This is a genomic window from Pseudomonas soli, assembly GCF_900110655.1.
Classification (GTDB): domain Bacteria; phylum Pseudomonadota; class Gammaproteobacteria; order Pseudomonadales; family Pseudomonadaceae; genus Aquipseudomonas; species Aquipseudomonas soli.
Genome location: NZ_FOEQ01000008.1, coordinates 89,794 through 104,364, shown reverse-complemented (window position 1 = coordinate 104,364; position 14,571 = coordinate 89,794). Strand labels below are relative to the sequence as shown.

Sequence of the window (14,571 nt, the reverse complement as noted above, 5' to 3'; positions counted from 1 at the left end):
ACGCGGCCCTTTCGCGGCGGGTCGTCGCCACGACGAGCCAGGGAAAGGCCATTACAGCGGCCCTCATATCCCCAGGAACTGGCACAGCTCCCGCTTCTTGGCCAAGGCATCCTTGCGCCCCAACTCGATCAGTTCGCTGCAATAGCTCGCCTCGAACAGCAGGTAGCTCAACACCCCTGCCCCGCTGGTCTTGGTCGCCCCCGGCCCGCGCAGAAACAGCCTCAGCGCCGCCGGTAGCTCGCGGCGGTGACGGGCGGCAATCTCGTCCAGCGGTTGGCTGGGCGCCACCACCAGCACCTCGATCGACGCCAACCCCAGGCGCCGGGCGTCCAGGTGCGCCGGCAGCAGATGGCTGAGATGGTTGAGCCGCTGCAGCAACTCGATATCGTCCTCGAGGCTGTCGATGAAGGTACTGTTGAGCATATGCCCGCCGATTTGCGCCAGGCTCGGTTGCTGGCCACTGAACACGCGCTGGGTCGGCAAGGGGGGCGACGGTCGCTGGGGGTTGCCGCTGACGCCGACCACCAGTACGCGACTGGCCCCCAGATGCAGCGCCGGGCTGATCGGCGCTGACTGGCGCACGGCGCCATCACCGAAATATTCCTCACCCAGGCGTACTGGCGCGAACAGCAGCGGGATGGCCGAACTGGCCAGCAGATGGTCGATGGTCAACGGCGTGGGTATGCCGATGCGGCGATGTCGTAGCCAGGGTTCGATGGTGTGGCGGCCCTGGTAGAACGTCACCGCCTGGCCGGACTCGTAACCGAACGCGGTCACGGCAATGGCGCGCAACTGATTGGCCGCCAGGGAGTGGGCGATGCCGTCCAGGTCCAGATGCTCGTGCAGCAGACCGCGCAGTGGGCGGCTGTCGAGCAGCGCCACCGGCACCTGGCCGCCAAGGCCCAGCAGGCTGTGGCCGACGAAGCGACTGGCCTGGCGGATCACCCCTGGCCAGTCGCTACGCAACACCAGGTGGCTGCGAAAGTTCTGCCAGAAGGCCGTCAGATGCTGTACCGACTCGGCGAAGCGGGTGGCGCCACTGGCCAGCTTGACCGCGTTGATAGCACCGGCGGAGGTGCCGACGATCACCGGGAAAGGATTGGCGGCGCCCGGCGGCAGCAGCTCGGCGATGCCGGCCAGCACGCCGACCTGGTAGGCGGCGCGGGCACCGCCGCCTGAGAGGATCAGGCCGGTGGTTGAGGTCATGCATCCTTCCTGGAGTCAGTGGTTGCCAGTACCGGCCTTATCACGGGGCAAGCCCGCTCCCTAACGCTTTTTCTTGTCGTACAGCCGTGGTTCGCCTTCAGGCCGCGATTTGAAGCGCCGATGCGCCCAAAGGTACTGCTCCGGGCACTCGCGCAGCACACCCTCGACCCACTGGTTGATGCGCAGGCAATCGTCCTCCTCGGTTTGACCGGGGAAGTCCTCGAGCGGCGGATGCACCACCAGACGATAGCCGCTGCCATCTTCCAGGCGTTTCTGGGTGAATGGAATCACCCGCGCCTTGCCCAGCCGGGCGAACTTGGTGGTGGCGGTGACGGTGGCCGCAGGGATACCGAACAACGGCACGAAGATACTCTGCTTGATGCCGTAGTCCTGGTCCGGCGCGTACCAGATCGCACGGCCCTTGCGCAGCAGCTTGAGCATGCCGCGCACGTCGTCGCGCTCCACCGCCAGCGAGTCGGCGTTGTGGCGCTCGCGACCGCGGCGCTGGATAAAGTCGAACACCGGGTTGCCATGTTCGCGGTACATGCCGTCGATGGTATGCACCTGGCCCAGCAAGGCGGCGCCGATTTCCAGGGTGGTGAAGTGTACGGCCATGAGGATGGCCCCTTCACCTTCACGCTGGGCGGCCTGCAGGTGCTCGATACCTTCGATGTGAGCCAGGCGCGCCAGCCGGGCCTTTGGCCACCACCAGCTCATGGCCATCTCGAAGAAAGCGATGCCAGTGGAAGCGAAATTTTCCTTGAGCAGGCGCTGCCGTTCGTCGCCGGACAGCGCCGGGAAGCAAAGTTCCAGGTTGCGCGCGGCGATGCGTCGGCGCTCACCCGCCAGCCGGTACATCACCGCGCCCAGAGCGCGCCCCAGCGCCAACAAGGCCCGGTACGGCAGCTGGGCGACCAGCCACAGCAGGCCCAGGCCCAGCCACAGGCCCCAGAATCGCGGGTGAAGGAAAGAGGATCGAAAACGCGGGCGTTCCATTGAAGCTTCCGGCAAGACATGAGCCCGGCATTCTACATCGGTTGCGGGCAAACGGTCTTATCGCTATAAGTCAGGGCACTTTTTTCGCAACAAGCCGTCTATGCAGACCATGAGCACCAACCAGACACCCGACAACGCCCCCGTGTTCCAGCTCAAGGGCAGCATGCTTGCCATCACCGTACTGGAACTGGCGCGCAACGACCTCGAGTCCCTCGACCGCCAACTGGCGGCGAAGGTCGCGCAGGCGCCGAACTTCTTCAGCAACACGCCGCTGGTCCTGGCCCTGGACAAGCTGCCCCATGACGAAGGCGCCATCGACCTGCCCGGGCTGATGCGCGTGTGCCGTCACCATGGCCTGCGCACCCTGGCGATCCGCGCCAGCCGCATCGAGGACATCGCCGCCGCCATCGCCATCGACCTGCCGGTGCTGCCGCCGTCCGGGGCCCGCGAACGTCCGCTCGAGCCGGAACCCGAGGTGAAGAAGCCCGAGCCAGTCCCAGCGCCTCCACCTGCGCCGGCCGAACCCGAAGTGCGCCCGACGCGGATCATCACCTCGACGGTGCGCGGCGGCCAGCAGATCTACGCCCAGGGCGGCGACCTGGTGGTGACCGGCTCGGTCAGCCCCGGCGCGGAACTTCTCGCCGATGGCAACATCCATGTGTACGGCGCCATGCGCGGTCGCGCCCTGGCCGGTATCAAGGGCAATACCAAGGCACGCATCTTCTGCTTGCAGATGACTGCGGAAATGGTCTCCATCGCCGGCCAGTACAAAGTGTGCGAAGACCTGCGCCGCGATCCGTTATGGGGTTCGGGGGTGCAGGTCAGCCTGTCCGGCGACGTGTTGAACATCACCCGTCTTTAACGGATACTTGCCGGCATTTTTAGCGCAACTTTTTTCACGTTGCCGTTTTTCGTATTTGCAGGGACCCACGTCCCGTTTATTTAGGGGTGAAACACCTTGGCCAAGATTCTCGTCGTCACTTCCGGCAAGGGGGGTGTGGGCAAGACCACCACCAGCGCCGCCATCGGTACCGGCCTCGCACTGCGCGGGCATAAGACGGTCATCGTCGACTTCGACGTCGGCCTGCGTAACCTCGACCTGATCATGGGCTGCGAACGCCGCGTGGTGTACGACTTCGTCAACGTGGTCAACGGCGAAGCCAACCTGCAGCAGGCCCTGATCAAGGACAAGCGCCTGGAAAACCTGTTCGTGCTGGCCGCCAGCCAGACCCGCGACAAGGACGCCCTGACCAAGGAAGGCGTCGAAAAGGTACTGATGGAGCTCAAGGACCAGTTCGACTTCGTGGTCTGCGACTCGCCGGCCGGTATCGAGAAAGGTGCGCACCTGGCGATGTACTTCGCCGACGAAGCCATCGTCGTGACCAACCCCGAGGTTTCGTCGGTACGTGACTCCGATCGCATGATCGGCCTGCTGTCGAGCAAGTCGCGCCGCGCCGAACAGGGTGAAGACCCGATCAAGGAACACCTGCTGATCACCCGCTACCACCCCGAGCGCGTCGAAAAAGGCGAAATGCTTGGCGTCGAGGACGTCAAGGAAATCCTCTCGGTCGAACTGCTGGGTGTCATCCCCGAATCCCAAGCCGTGCTGAAAGCCTCCAACCAGGGCATCCCGGTCATCCTCGATGACCAGAGCGATGCAGGCCAGGCGTACAGCGACACCGTCGACCGCCTGCTGGGCAAGCCCAAGCCACTGCGGTTCATCGAAGTGCCGAAGCAAGGATTCTTCGCGCGCCTGTTTGGAGGCAAATAAACCATGAACCTTTTTGACTTCTTTCGTGGCAGACAGAAACAGAGCAGCGCGTCGGTAGCGAAAGAGCGTCTACAGATCATCGTGGCGCACGAGCGTGGCCAGCGCAGCACCCCGGACTACCTGCCTGCCTTGCAGAAGGAGCTGGTGGAGGTGATCCGCAAGTACGTCAACATCGGCAACGACGACGTACAGATTGAACTGGAAAACCAGGGCAGCTGCTCGATTCTGGAACTGAACATCACCCTGCCTGATCGCTGATCGCGCAGCTGGGTGTAATCATTGGGGCTGCTTTGCAGTCTATCGCCGGCAAGCCGACTCCCACAGACAACGCGGGACCCTGTGGGAGCCGGCTTGCCGGCGATGGGCCGCAAGGCGGCCCCAGTGCTTTCCGCCATTTCACCGAGACCTAGCAATGCCGCTGTCGAACATCCAGATCCTTCACGAAGACGCCGCCGTCCTGGTGATCAACAAGCCGACCCTGCTGTTGTCGGTGCCGGGTCGCGCCGAGGACAACAAGGACTGCCTGATCACCCGCCTGCAGGAAAACGGCTACCCGGAAGCCCTGATCGTCCACCGCCTGGACTGGGAAACCTCGGGGATCATCCTGCTCGCCCGCGACGCCGACAGCCATCGTGAACTGTCACGCCAGTTCCACGACCGCGAGACCGAAAAGGCCTATACCGCGCTGTGCTGGGGCCAGCCCGCGCTCGACAGCGGCAGCATCGACCTGCCCCTGCGTTACGACCCGCCGACCAAGCCGCGCCACGTGGTCGACCATGAGCAGGGCAAGCATGCCCTGACCTTCTGGCGCATCGTCGAGCGCTGCGGCGATCACTGCCGGGTCGAGCTGACGCCGATCACCGGGCGCTCGCACCAGCTGCGCGTGCACATGATGTCGATCGGCCACCCGCTGCTCGGCGACCGGCTGTACGCCAACCCCGAGGCGCTGGCGGCCCATGAGCGGCTGTGCCTGCATGCCTCGATGCTGAGCTTTACCCATCCGGTGTCCGGCGAACGCCTGAAATTCGAGTGTCCGGCGCCGTTCTGAGACTCGGGCCCGATCGCGGGGCAAGCCCGCTCCAACGCCTCGCGATAGGGCTGACACAATTTTTCGAGCATTTACGCTAAACTCGCGCCACTGCTGTCTGGAGTGACTTATGCGCGATGCCCTGAACGCCGGCCTGATCGAATTCCTCAAGGCCTCCCCGACGCCCTTCCACGCCACCGCCAGCCTCGCGCAACGCCTCGAGGCCGCCGGCTACCAGCGCCTGGACGAACGCGACAGCTGGGCCACCGTGCCTGGCGGCCGCTACTACGTGACCCGTAACGATTCCTCGATCATCGCCATCAAGCTCGGCAAGCATTCGCCGCTGATCGGCGGTATCCGCATGGTCGGCGCCCACACCGACAGCCCATGCCTGCGGGTCAAGCCGCAGCCCGAACTGCAGCGCCAGGGCTTCCTGCAACTGGGCGTCGAAGTCTATGGCGGCGCCCTGCTCGCCCCTTGGTTCGACCGCGACCTGTCGCTGGCCGGCCGGGTCACTTTCCGCCGTGACGGCAAGGTGGAAAGCCAGCTGATCGATTTCAAGCTGCCGATCGCGGTGATCCCCAACCTGGCGATCCACCTCAACCGCACCGCCAACGAAGGCTGGCAGATCAACCCGCAGACCGAACTGCCACCGATCCTGGCGCAGGTCGCCGGCGACGAGCGCGTCGACTTCCGCGCCCTGCTCACCGAGCAGCTAGCCCGCGAACACGACCTCAACGCCGACGTGGTGCTGGATTACGAGCTGAGCTTCTACGACACCCAGGACGCCGCGTTGATCGGCCTGAACGGCGACTTTATCGCCGCCGCCCGCCTGGACAACCTGCTGTCGTGCTACGCCGGCTTGCAGGCGCTGCTGAACGCCGAAGGCGACGAGACCTGCGTACTGGTGTGCAACGACCACGAGGAAGTCGGCTCCTGCTCGGCCTGCGGCGCTGATGGCCCGATGCTCGAGCAGACCCTGCAACGCCTGCTGCCCGATGGCGACGACTATGTGCGCACCATCCAGCGCTCGCTGATGGTCTCGGCCGACAATGCCCACGGCGTGCACCCCAACTACGCCGACAAACACGACGGCAACCACGGCCCCAAGCTCAACGCAGGCCCGGTAATCAAGGTCAACAACAACCAGCGCTACGCCACCAACAGCGAAACCGCCGGGTTCTTCCGCCACCTGTGCATGGCCGAGGAAGTCCCGGTGCAGAGCTTCGTGGTGCGCAGCGACATGGGCTGCGGCTCGACCATCGGCCCGATCACCGCCAGCCACCTGGGCGTGCGCACGGTGGATATCGGCCTGCCGACCTTCGCCATGCACTCGATCCGCGAACTGTGCGGCAGCCATGACCTGGCCCACCTGGTGAAGGTGCTCGGCGCCTTCTACCGCAGCCGCGAACTGCCCTGACGGCCAACCCGCTCCCACGCGGACCTGTGGGAGCGGCTTGCCCCGCGATCGGATCAGCACCTGCCCCCGGTCAATCCGCCTCGCTTGCAAAGCGCTATGCTTGATACATGGCCCCCAAAACAGAAGGATGCTGTCCATGTCATCGCCGTTCCTGTCCCTGTTCGCGCCGGTGTTCCTGTTCCTGATGCTGCTGACCATCGGTTTCAGCCTGCGCGAACGCAATGTCGGCGTGCTGATGATGTGGATCGGCACCCTCGGCATTTTCGGCCTCACCTGCTGGAAGATCCTCGAGAAACTGCCGTCGTAAACCTCTACACTCGGGCAAACGTTTGACCTGAGGTAGATTTCCCGGTGCCAGCCCTCCTGCGTTGCATCACGCTGCTGTTCCTGTTGCTCGTCACGCCAGCGCACGCCGCCGGCCTGCCAGGCCTGCTCGGCTCCAGCACGCCCGCCCAGCCCGAAGCCAGCGAGCCCTTGGGCAAGTCCCTGGACGAGGTGATCAAGAACCTGGAAAACGACCAGCAACGCGCCAAGCTGCTGGCCGACCTGAAAAAGCTGCGCGACGCCACCCGGCAATCGCAACCCACCGTCGAACAGGGGGTGCTCGGCCTGATCGGCGGTGCCCTGCACGACTTCGAGAAACAGTTCAGCGGCGATGCCAGCCCGTTCAAGCGCTGGTCCCTGGAAATCGACCAAGCCCAGGACGAACTGGCCGCACTGGTGGTGCCGGTGCATCAATGGCCGGCGATCCTGTTTGGCTTCGCCGGGGTCATCCTGGTCTGGGGCCTGCTGGCCTATGCCTTCAACTGGATCGGCCACCGTGTGCGCCTGCGTTTCGGCCTGACCGAAGACCTGCCGCAACACCCGCGGACCTGGGACCTGGTGCGCTTTGCCCTGCGCAAGCTGGGGCCCTGGCTGGTGGCGCTGGTGTTCACCGTGTACCTGAGCTTCGCCCTGCCCTCCTCGCTGGGCAAGTCGATGGCCATGGTGCTGGCCTACGCGCTGGTGGTCGGCACCCTGTTCTCGGCCATCTGCGTAATTGCCTTCTCGCTGCTCGACGGCCCGCATCGCCACCGCGCCCTGCATATCCTGCGACACCAGGCGTTCCGCCCGCTGTGGCTGATCGGCAGCTTCGCCGCGTTCGGCGAGGCGATGAGCGACCCACGCCTGACCACCGCGCTGGGCAGCCACCTGGCCCATGCCCTGGCCACCTTGGCCAATGTGGTCGCAGCTCTGTGCACGGGGCTGTTCATCCTGCGCTTCCGCCGCCCGATCGCCCACCTGATCCGCAACCAGCCCCTGTCCCGGCGACTGACCCGGCGCACCCTGAGCGACACCATCGAACTGCTCGGCAGCTTCTGGTACCTCCCGGCGCTGATCCTGGTAGCGATCTCGCTGTTCGCCACCTTCGTCTCCGCCGGCGACACCAGCACCGCCCTGCGCCAGTCGCTGATGTGCACGGTGCTGGTGGTGGTGTGCATGGTGCTCAATGGCCTGGTCCGTCGCCACGCGGCAAAGCCCAGGCGCGCCAACAAGCGCCAGGCGGTCTATACCGAACGCCTGCGCAACTTCGGCTATGTGCTGGTGCACCTGTTCATCTGGCTGCTGTTCATCGAACTGGGCCTGCGCGTCTGGGGCCACTCGATGATCAGTTTCGCCGAGGGTGACGGCCATGAAGTCAGCCTGCGCCTGCTGGGCCTGGCCGGTACGCTGATCGTCGCCTGGCTGGTGTGGATCCTCGCCGACACCGCCGTGCACCATGCCCTGGTGCATTCGCGGCGCGGGCTGGCCAACGCCCGTGCGCAGACCATGATGCCGCTGATCCGCAACGTGATGTTCGTGGTGATCGTCATCATCGCGGTGATCGTCGCCCTGGCCAACATGGGCATGAACGTCACCCCACTGCTGGCCGGTGCCGGTGTCATCGGCCTGGCCATCGGTTTCGGCGCCCAGTCGCTGGTGGCCGACCTGATCACCGGCCTGTTCATCATCATCGAGGACTCCCTGGCCATCGACGACTACGTGGATGTCGGCGGCCACCTGGGCACGGTCGAGGGCCTGACCATCCGCACCGTGCGCCTGCGCGACATCGATGGCATCGTGCACACCATCCCGTTCAGCGAGATCAAGAGCATCAAGAACTACTCGCGCGAATTCGGCTACGCGATCTTCCGCGTGGCCATCCCGCACAGCATGAACATCGACCAGGCCATCACCCTGATCCGCGAGGTCGGGCAGAAACTGCGCAACGACCCGCTGATGCGCCGCAACATCTGGTCGCCGCTGGAGTTGCAGGGGGTAGAGAGCTTCGAGTCGGGCTCGGCGATCCTGCGGGCGCGGTTCAAGACCGCGCCGATCAAGCAGTGGGAGGTGTCGCGGGCGTTCAACCTGGCGTTGAAGCGCCAGCTCGATGAAGCGGGGTTGGATCTGGCGACGCCACGGCTGTCGGTGCAGGTGGTGACGGCTGGCGGAGGGGCAATGGCTCAGAGCAACGTTTCCAGCTAGATCGCATCGCGGGGCAAGTCGCATCGGCGCACCGCGATGTTCACCCTACCCAGCCTCGGCGCGAATGCGGATCGCATCGTGACGCCAGTATTCCAGGTCGCAGTCGATCAGGTGCCCATGCTGGTCGCTGTTGACCCGGGTGATATGCAACCCGGGGCTGCCAGCCGACACCTTCAAGGCAGCCGCCGCCTCGGCCGGCAACGCCGTCGGCAGGATTTCAAAGCACACCTGCCCATAGTGAATGGCGTATTCCCGCGCGTAGATCTCGGTCAGCGACCGCGCCAGGTCCAGCTCGAGGATCCCCGGGAAGTAACGCGGGTTGAGATAGTGCTCGGCATACAGCACCGCTCGCCCATCGATCCGGCGCAAACGGCAGATCCTCACCACGCTGGACAACGCCGGCAGGCGCAGGCGCGCACAGATCGACGCAGAGGCCGGCTGCAGGCGCGCAGACAGTAACTCAGTGCTCGGCACCCGCCCCTGGTCGCGCACCATCGCATGGAAATGGCTGCGCTCGATCAGGTCGTAGGTCAGCCGCTCGGGCGCGACGAACCAGCCACGGCGCTCCTCGCGGTAGATCAGGCCCATGGCCTCGAGCTGCACCAGCGCCTCGCGCAGGGTGATACGCGTGGTGTCGAACACCTCGCTGAGCCTGCGCTCGGCCGGCAGCTTGCCGCCGGGTGCCAGCAGGCCGTGTTCGATCTGCTCCTGCAGCGCATGGCAGATAGCTGTTACCGCGCGCGGTGGCGTCGCTTGCATCAAAGGTTACCTATCTGGACTAGTCCAGCCCCGAAACGGGGCAGTTGGAGCGTAGTGCAAGCCTAGGGACAGCTGATGAACATCCTGTGACACAGGCGCCACAGGGCACTTGCCAGATCTGCCAGATCCGCGCCAGCCCACGCGAATCAAGGCTTTCGATCTGGTCTACGCTGTAGTTCCAGGGCCTTGGGCCTGCCACCCGCCCCCGCCCCTTACATCAAACTGTCACGCAACAGGCCTACCTTGGCGCAAGGTTTGCTGACCTAGACCAAGGGGTCGCAAGCACCGCTTCAGTTCATAACAACGAATGCAAGGCACCCACCAAAGGAGCTTCGGATGAAAAAGTTGTTCATGGCGTCACTGCTCGGTTCGGCCATCGCTTTTTGCACCTCGGCCATGGCCCAGGACCTCAAGGCCCTTGAAGACGCCGCCCGCAAGGAAGGTACGGTCAACAGCGTGGGCATGCCCGATGCCTGGGCCAACTGGAAAGGCACCTGGGAAGACCTGGCGAAAAAATACGGCCTCAAGCACAGCGACACCGACATGAGCTCGGCCCAGGAAGTCGCCAAGTTCGATGCCGAGAAGGACAACGCCAGCGCCGATATCGGCGACGTCGGCGCGGCCTTCGGCCCGATCGCGGTCGCCAAGGGCGTGACCCAACCCTACAAGCCAAGCACCTGGGACCAGGTCCCGGCGTGGGCCAAGGACCAGGACGGCCACTGGGCGCTGGCCTACACCGGCACCATCGCCTTCATCATCAACAAGGACCTGGTGAAGGAAGAGGACCGCCCAAGCACCTGGCACGACCTGGAAAAGGGCAAGTACAAGGTCGCCATCGGTGACGTAGGCACCGCCGCCCAGGCCGCCAACGGCGTGCTTGCCGCCGCCATCGCCTACAAGGGCGACGAGAAGAACATCGAGCCGGGCCTGCAGCTGTTCACCAAGCTGGCCCAGCAGAAGCGCCTGTCGCTGGCCAACCCAACCATCCAGACCCTGGAGAAAGGCGAGGTGGAAGTGGGCGTGGTGTGGGACTTCAACGGCCTGAGCTACCGCGAACAGATCGACCCGAAACGCTTCGAGGTGCTGATCCCCTCCGATGGGTCGGTCATCTCCGGCTATACCACCATCATCAACAAATACGCCAAGCACCCGAACGCGGCCAAGCTGACCCGTGAATACATCTTCAGCGATGCCGGCCAGACCAACCTGGCCATCGGCCACGCCCGACCGATCCGTGCCGAACACCTGAAGCTGCCGGCGGATGTACAGGCCAAGCTGCTGCCCAACGAGCAGTACAAGGCCGCCCAGCCAATCAAAGATGCTGCGGCCTGGGAAGCGACCTCCAAGGCCCTGCCACAGAAGTGGCAGGAGCAGGTGATCATCGAGATGGAGTAAGCGCCATCCACCTCGTGGGAGCATCGGCGCACCGCCACTCCCACGAGGCCCCGTTTCCCCTGGAGCCAACATGTCACACAACGTCATCCTGGTCCTGCTCGACGGCCTCAACCACCAGGTGGCCCATCACGCCATGGGCCACCTGCACGCCTATGTCGAGGCCGACCGCGCCGCGCTGTACCGCGTGGAGTGCGAGCTGCCGTCGCTGTCGCGACCACTTTACGAATGCATTCTCACCGGTGTACCGCCAATCGACAGCGGCATCGTGCACAACAACGTCAACCGCCTGTCCAACCAGCGCAGCGTGTTCCACTACGCCCGCGAGGCCGGCCTGGGCACCGCGGCGGCGGCCTACCACTGGATGAGCGAACTGTACAACCGCTCGCCGTTCGACCCGCTGCGCGACCGCCACACCCACGCGCCGAAGCTGCCGATCCAGCATGGCCTGTTCTACTACGCCGACCACTACCCCGATTCGCACCTGCTGGCCGACGCCGAATACCTGCGCCGTCGCCATGCGCCGAATTTCCTCCTGGTGCACCCGATGAACATCGACGACGCCGGCCATCGCCATGGCCTGGACAGCAGCCAGTACCGCAACGCCGCGCGCAGCGCCGACATCCTGCTGGCCGACTACCTGCCGCGCTGGCTCGAGGAGGGCTACCAGGTGCTGGTCACCGCCGACCACGGCATGAACAACGACCGCTCGCACAACGGCCTGCTCGCCGAGGAGCGTGAAGTGCCGCTGTTCGTGTTCGGTGAAGCCTTCAGCCTCGACCCTGCGGCCAAGCCGCTGCAGACCGAGCTGTGCGGCACGATCTGCGAACTGCTCGGCGCCGCCCACGACAAACCGGTCTGCCGGGAGCTGCTCAAGTGAATGCAAGCCATCGCGGCCGCTACCTGGCCCTGCTCTGCCTGCTGCCGTTCGCCGTGTTCTTCATCATTTTCCAGATCGCGCCGCTGGCCTGGGTTGCGATAAACAGCCTGCAAAGCGAGAGTGGCTGGGGCCTGGCCAACTTCAGCAAGATCTTCGCCTCGAAGTTCTACCTGCAGGCGTTGCAACGCAGCCTGGAGATCAGCTTCTGGTCGAGCCTGTTCGGCATCGTCATCGCCACGTTGGGCGCCTATTCGCTGCGCCAAGTCGACTCGAAACTGCGCGACTTCGTCAGCGCCTTCGCCAACATGACCAGCAACTTCGCCGGCGTGCCTTTGGCGTTCGCCTTCATCATCCTGCTCGGTTTCAATGGCGCGCTCACCCTGCTGCTCAAGCAGATGGGGCTGCTCGGCGACTTCAGTATCTACTCCAAGACCGGCCTGATCCTGGTCTACACCTACTTCCAGATCCCCCTGGGCGTATTGCTGCTCTACCCCGCCTTCGACGCCCTGCGCGAAGACTGGCGTGAATCCGCCGCGCTGCTGGGCGCCAGCCATTGGCAGTTCTGGCGGCACATCGGCCTGCCCGTGCTTACCCCGGCGCTGCTTGGCACCTTCGTCATCCTGCTGGCCAACGCCCTGGGCGCCTATGCCACCGTCTACGCCCTGACCACCGGCAACTTCAACGTGCTGCCGATTCGCATCGCCGGTCTTGTCGCCGGCGATATCAGCCTCGACCCGAACCTGGCCAGCGCGCTGGCGATGGTGCTGGTGGGCCTGATGACCGTGGTCACGGTGGCCCATCAATGGCTGCTCAAGAGGAGCTACCATGCGCGCTGAAAACAAACGCGGCGGGCTCTACCACCGCGCGGTGGTCTACCTGCTGTTCCTCATCCTGCTGCTGCCACTGGCCGGCACCCTGCTCTATTCGCTGGCCACCAGCTGGTCGGCGACCCTGCTGCCCAGCGGGCTGACCATCAAGTGGTATGTGGCACTGTGGAGCGAACCGCGCTTTCTCGCCGCCTTCGGACAGTCGCTGCTGGTGTGCGTGGGCGCGCTGGTGCTGTCGGTGGTGCTGATCCTGCCGCTGTTGTTCGTGGTGCACTACCACTTCCCCAAGCTCGACGCCTTGATGAACGTACTCATCCTGCTGCCGTTCGCGGTGCCGCCGGTGGTGTCCGCGGTGGGCTTGCTGCAACTCTATGGCAGCGGGCCGATGGCCATGGTCGGCACGCCGTGGATCCTGATCGGCTGCTACTTCACCATCGCCCTGCCGTTCATGTACCGGGCGATTACCAACAACCTGCAGGCGATCAACCTGCGCGACCTGATGGACGCCGCGCAACTGCTCGGCGCCAGCACCTGGCAGGCGGCATTCCTGGTGGTGCTGCCGAACCTGCGCAAGGGCCTGATGGTGGCGCTGCTGCTGTCGTTCTCGTTCCTGTTCGGCGAGTTCGTGTTCGCCAACCTGCTGGTGGGCACCCGCTACGAGACCTTGCAGGTGTACCTGAACAACATGCGCAACAGCAGCGGCCACTTCAACAGCGCCCTGGTGATCTCCTACTTCGCCTTCGTGCTGGTGCTGACCTGGGTTGCCAACCGCCTGAACAAGGACAAGACCTGACATGAGCTTCGTCAGCGTACAGAAACTGCAAAAGAGCTACGCCGGCAGCCCGGTGTTCGAGAACATCGACTGCCAGATCGAACGCGGCGAGTTCGTCACCCTGCTCGGCCCCTCCGGCTGCGGCAAGTCCACGCTGCTGCGCTGCATCGCCGGGCTGACCCCGGTGGACAGCGGGCGGATCCTGCTCGACGGCCAGGATATCGTGCCGTTGAGCCCGCAGAAGCGCGGCATCGGCATGGTGTTCCAGAGCTACGCACTGTTCCCCAACATGACCGTGGAACAGAACGTCGCCTTCGGCCTGCGCATGCAGAAGGTCAAGGCCGACGAAAGCCAGGCACGGGTGCGCGAGGTACTCGACCTGGTCGAGCTGGGCAGCTTCGCCGGGCGCTACCCGCACCAGCTGTCCGGCGGCCAGTGCCAGCGCGTGGCCCTGGCCCGCTCGCTGGTCACCCGCCCGCGCCTGCTGTTGCTCGACGAGCCACTGTCGGCGCTGGATGCGCGTATTCGCAAGCACCTGCGCGAACAGATCCGCGCCATCCAGCGCGAGCTGGGGCTGACCACCATCTTCGTCACCCATGACCAGGAAGAAGCGCTGACCATGTCAGACCGCATCGTCCTGATGAACCAGGGACGCATCGTCCAGAGCGGCGATGCCGAAACCCTCTACACCGCGCCCGTGGACCTGTTTGCCGCCGGCTTCATCGGCAACTACAACCTGCTCGACGCCGACAGCGCCAGCCGCCTGCTGCAACGCCCGGTGGACGCGCGCCTGGCGATCCGGCCAGAGTCGATCACCCTGAGCCTGAACGGCGAGCTGGATGGCGAGATCCGCAGCCACAGCCTGCTGGGCAACGTGATCCGCTACCGCGTCCAGGTACGCGGCGTGGAACTGGTGGTGGACGTACTCAATCGTTGCGCCAGCGATCTGCACGCGGACGGACAACGGGTATCCTTGTCGATCGACCCCACGGCGCTACGGGAAGTGGCCTAAGGAG

15 protein-coding genes are annotated in these 14,571 nt (G+C 64.9%); 12 read left to right on the top strand and 3 right to left on the bottom strand.

Translation table 11 applies throughout. The features are described from left to right. Nucleotides 1-63: 63 nt before the first annotated feature. Both BMY03_RS18020 and BMY03_RS18015 read right to left on the bottom strand, forming a co-directional pair. Nucleotides 64-1,206 carry a patatin-like phospholipase family protein gene (locus BMY03_RS18020; protein WP_094011834.1) on the bottom strand — a complete coding sequence of 381 codons (1,143 nt, stop codon included), beginning with the start codon at nt 1,204-1,206 and terminating at the stop codon, nt 64-66. Nucleotides 1,207-1,266: 60 nt separating this feature from the next. Then, nucleotides 1,267-2,202 carry a lipid A biosynthesis lauroyl acyltransferase gene (locus tag BMY03_RS18015; protein ID WP_094011833.1) on the bottom strand — a complete coding sequence of 312 codons (936 nt, stop codon included), beginning with the start codon at nt 2,200-2,202 and terminating at the stop codon, nt 1,267-1,269. A 100-nt stretch (nt 2,203-2,302) separates the two neighbouring features. On the opposite strand from BMY03_RS18015, the gene minC reads away from it, so the two are divergent. The 7 genes from minC to BMY03_RS17985 all read left to right on the top strand — a co-directional run bounded on the left by minC (nt 2,303) and on the right by BMY03_RS17985 (nt 8,925). Continuing rightward, nucleotides 2,303-3,064: a septum site-determining protein MinC gene (gene minC, locus BMY03_RS18010; RefSeq protein WP_038706605.1), complete on the top strand. Its 762-nt coding sequence runs from the start codon at nt 2,303-2,305 to the stop codon at nt 3,062-3,064. Between the two features lie 96 nt (nt 3,065-3,160). Then, nucleotides 3,161-3,973 (top strand): septum site-determining protein MinD, encoded by an 813-nt coding sequence (gene minD, locus BMY03_RS18005; protein WP_023631119.1) that lies wholly within the window; start codon nt 3,161-3,163, stop codon nt 3,971-3,973. Between the two features lie 3 nt (nt 3,974-3,976). Continuing rightward, complete coding sequence (gene minE, locus BMY03_RS18000; protein WP_023631120.1) at nt 3,977-4,231, top strand: cell division topological specificity factor MinE; 255 nt, start codon at nt 3,977-3,979, stop codon at nt 4,229-4,231. 154 nt (nt 4,232-4,385) lie between these two features. After that, complete coding sequence (locus tag BMY03_RS17995) at nt 4,386-5,021, top strand: RluA family pseudouridine synthase (RefSeq protein ID WP_038706606.1); 636 nt, start codon at nt 4,386-4,388, stop codon at nt 5,019-5,021. A 109-nt stretch (nt 5,022-5,130) separates the two neighbouring features. Beyond that, the gene (locus BMY03_RS17990; RefSeq protein WP_023631594.1) at nt 5,131-6,420 is read left to right on the top strand and encodes a M18 family aminopeptidase; all 1,290 of its coding nucleotides are present in this window, start codon (nt 5,131-5,133) and stop codon (nt 6,418-6,420) included. Nucleotides 6,421-6,556: 136 nt separating this feature from the next. Then, nucleotides 6,557-6,727: a hypothetical protein gene (locus BMY03_RS26390; protein WP_232888249.1), complete on the top strand. Its 171-nt coding sequence runs from the start codon at nt 6,557-6,559 to the stop codon at nt 6,725-6,727. A 44-nt stretch (nt 6,728-6,771) separates the two neighbouring features. Beyond that, on the top strand, nt 6,772-8,925 hold the full coding sequence (locus tag BMY03_RS17985) for a mechanosensitive ion channel family protein (protein ID WP_094011832.1): 2,154 nt from the start codon (nt 6,772-6,774) through the stop codon (nt 8,923-8,925). 45 nt (nt 8,926-8,970) lie between these two features. On the opposite strand, the gene BMY03_RS17980 is transcribed toward BMY03_RS17985, so the two are convergent. Then, nucleotides 8,971-9,684: a UTRA domain-containing protein gene (locus BMY03_RS17980; protein ID WP_023631597.1), complete on the bottom strand. Its 714-nt coding sequence runs from the start codon at nt 9,682-9,684 to the stop codon at nt 8,971-8,973. Between the two features lie 336 nt (nt 9,685-10,020). On the opposite strand from BMY03_RS17980, the gene BMY03_RS17975 reads away from it, so the two are divergent. The 5 genes from BMY03_RS17975 to BMY03_RS17955 all read left to right on the top strand — a co-directional run bounded on the left by BMY03_RS17975 (nt 10,021) and on the right by BMY03_RS17955 (nt 14,567). Then, nucleotides 10,021-11,079: an ABC transporter substrate-binding protein gene (locus tag BMY03_RS17975; protein WP_023631598.1), complete on the top strand. Its 1,059-nt coding sequence runs from the start codon at nt 10,021-10,023 to the stop codon at nt 11,077-11,079. A gap of 70 nt (nt 11,080-11,149) precedes the next feature. Beyond that, complete coding sequence (locus tag BMY03_RS17970; protein ID WP_023631599.1) at nt 11,150-11,956, top strand: alkaline phosphatase family protein; 807 nt, start codon at nt 11,150-11,152, stop codon at nt 11,954-11,956. Then, nucleotides 11,953-12,792, top strand: a complete 840-nt coding sequence (locus BMY03_RS17965) for an ABC transporter permease (RefSeq protein ID WP_094011831.1) — start codon at nt 11,953-11,955, stop codon at nt 12,790-12,792. Before BMY03_RS17970 ends, BMY03_RS17965 begins: the two co-directional genes overlap by 4 nt. Beyond that, complete coding sequence (locus BMY03_RS17960) at nt 12,782-13,576, top strand: ABC transporter permease (RefSeq protein ID WP_094011830.1); 795 nt, start codon at nt 12,782-12,784, stop codon at nt 13,574-13,576. The genes BMY03_RS17965 and BMY03_RS17960 overlap by 11 nt, the downstream gene beginning before the upstream one ends. Before the next feature lies 1 nt (nt 13,577). Continuing rightward, entirely contained in the window at nt 13,578-14,567 is a 990-nt protein-coding gene (locus tag BMY03_RS17955; RefSeq protein ID WP_094011829.1) for an ABC transporter ATP-binding protein, read from the top strand. The last annotated feature ends 4 nt before the right edge of the window (nt 14,568-14,571 follow it).

Bases quoted from the DNA above. Each gene is read 5' to 3' on its own strand.
- BMY03_RS26390 (WP_232888249.1), top strand. From the start codon at position 6,557: ATGTCATCGCCGTTCCTGTCCCTGTTCGCGCCGGTGTTCCTGTTCCTG.
- BMY03_RS17955 (WP_094011829.1), top strand. From the start codon at position 13,578: ATGAGCTTCGTCAGCGTACAGAAACTGCAAAAGAGCTACGCCGGCAGC.
- BMY03_RS18015 (WP_094011833.1), bottom strand. From the start codon at position 2,202: ATGGAACGCCCGCGTTTTCGATCCTCTTTCCTTCACCCGCGATTCTGG.
- minE (WP_023631120.1), top strand. From the start codon at position 3,977: ATGAACCTTTTTGACTTCTTTCGTGGCAGACAGAAACAGAGCAGCGCG.
- BMY03_RS17960 (WP_094011830.1), top strand. From the start codon at position 12,782: ATGCGCGCTGAAAACAAACGCGGCGGGCTCTACCACCGCGCGGTGGTC.
- BMY03_RS17995 (WP_038706606.1), top strand. From the start codon at position 4,386: ATGCCGCTGTCGAACATCCAGATCCTTCACGAAGACGCCGCCGTCCTG.
- BMY03_RS17970 (WP_023631599.1), top strand. From the start codon at position 11,150: ATGTCACACAACGTCATCCTGGTCCTGCTCGACGGCCTCAACCACCAG.
- BMY03_RS17975 (WP_023631598.1), top strand. From the start codon at position 10,021: ATGAAAAAGTTGTTCATGGCGTCACTGCTCGGTTCGGCCATCGCTTTT.
- BMY03_RS17980 (WP_023631597.1), bottom strand. From the start codon at position 9,684: ATGCAAGCGACGCCACCGCGCGCGGTAACAGCTATCTGCCATGCGCTG.
- minC (WP_038706605.1), top strand. From the start codon at position 2,303: ATGCAGACCATGAGCACCAACCAGACACCCGACAACGCCCCCGTGTTC.
- BMY03_RS18020 (WP_094011834.1), bottom strand. From the start codon at position 1,206: ATGACCTCAACCACCGGCCTGATCCTCTCAGGCGGCGGTGCCCGCGCC.
- BMY03_RS17990 (WP_023631594.1), top strand. From the start codon at position 5,131: ATGCGCGATGCCCTGAACGCCGGCCTGATCGAATTCCTCAAGGCCTCC.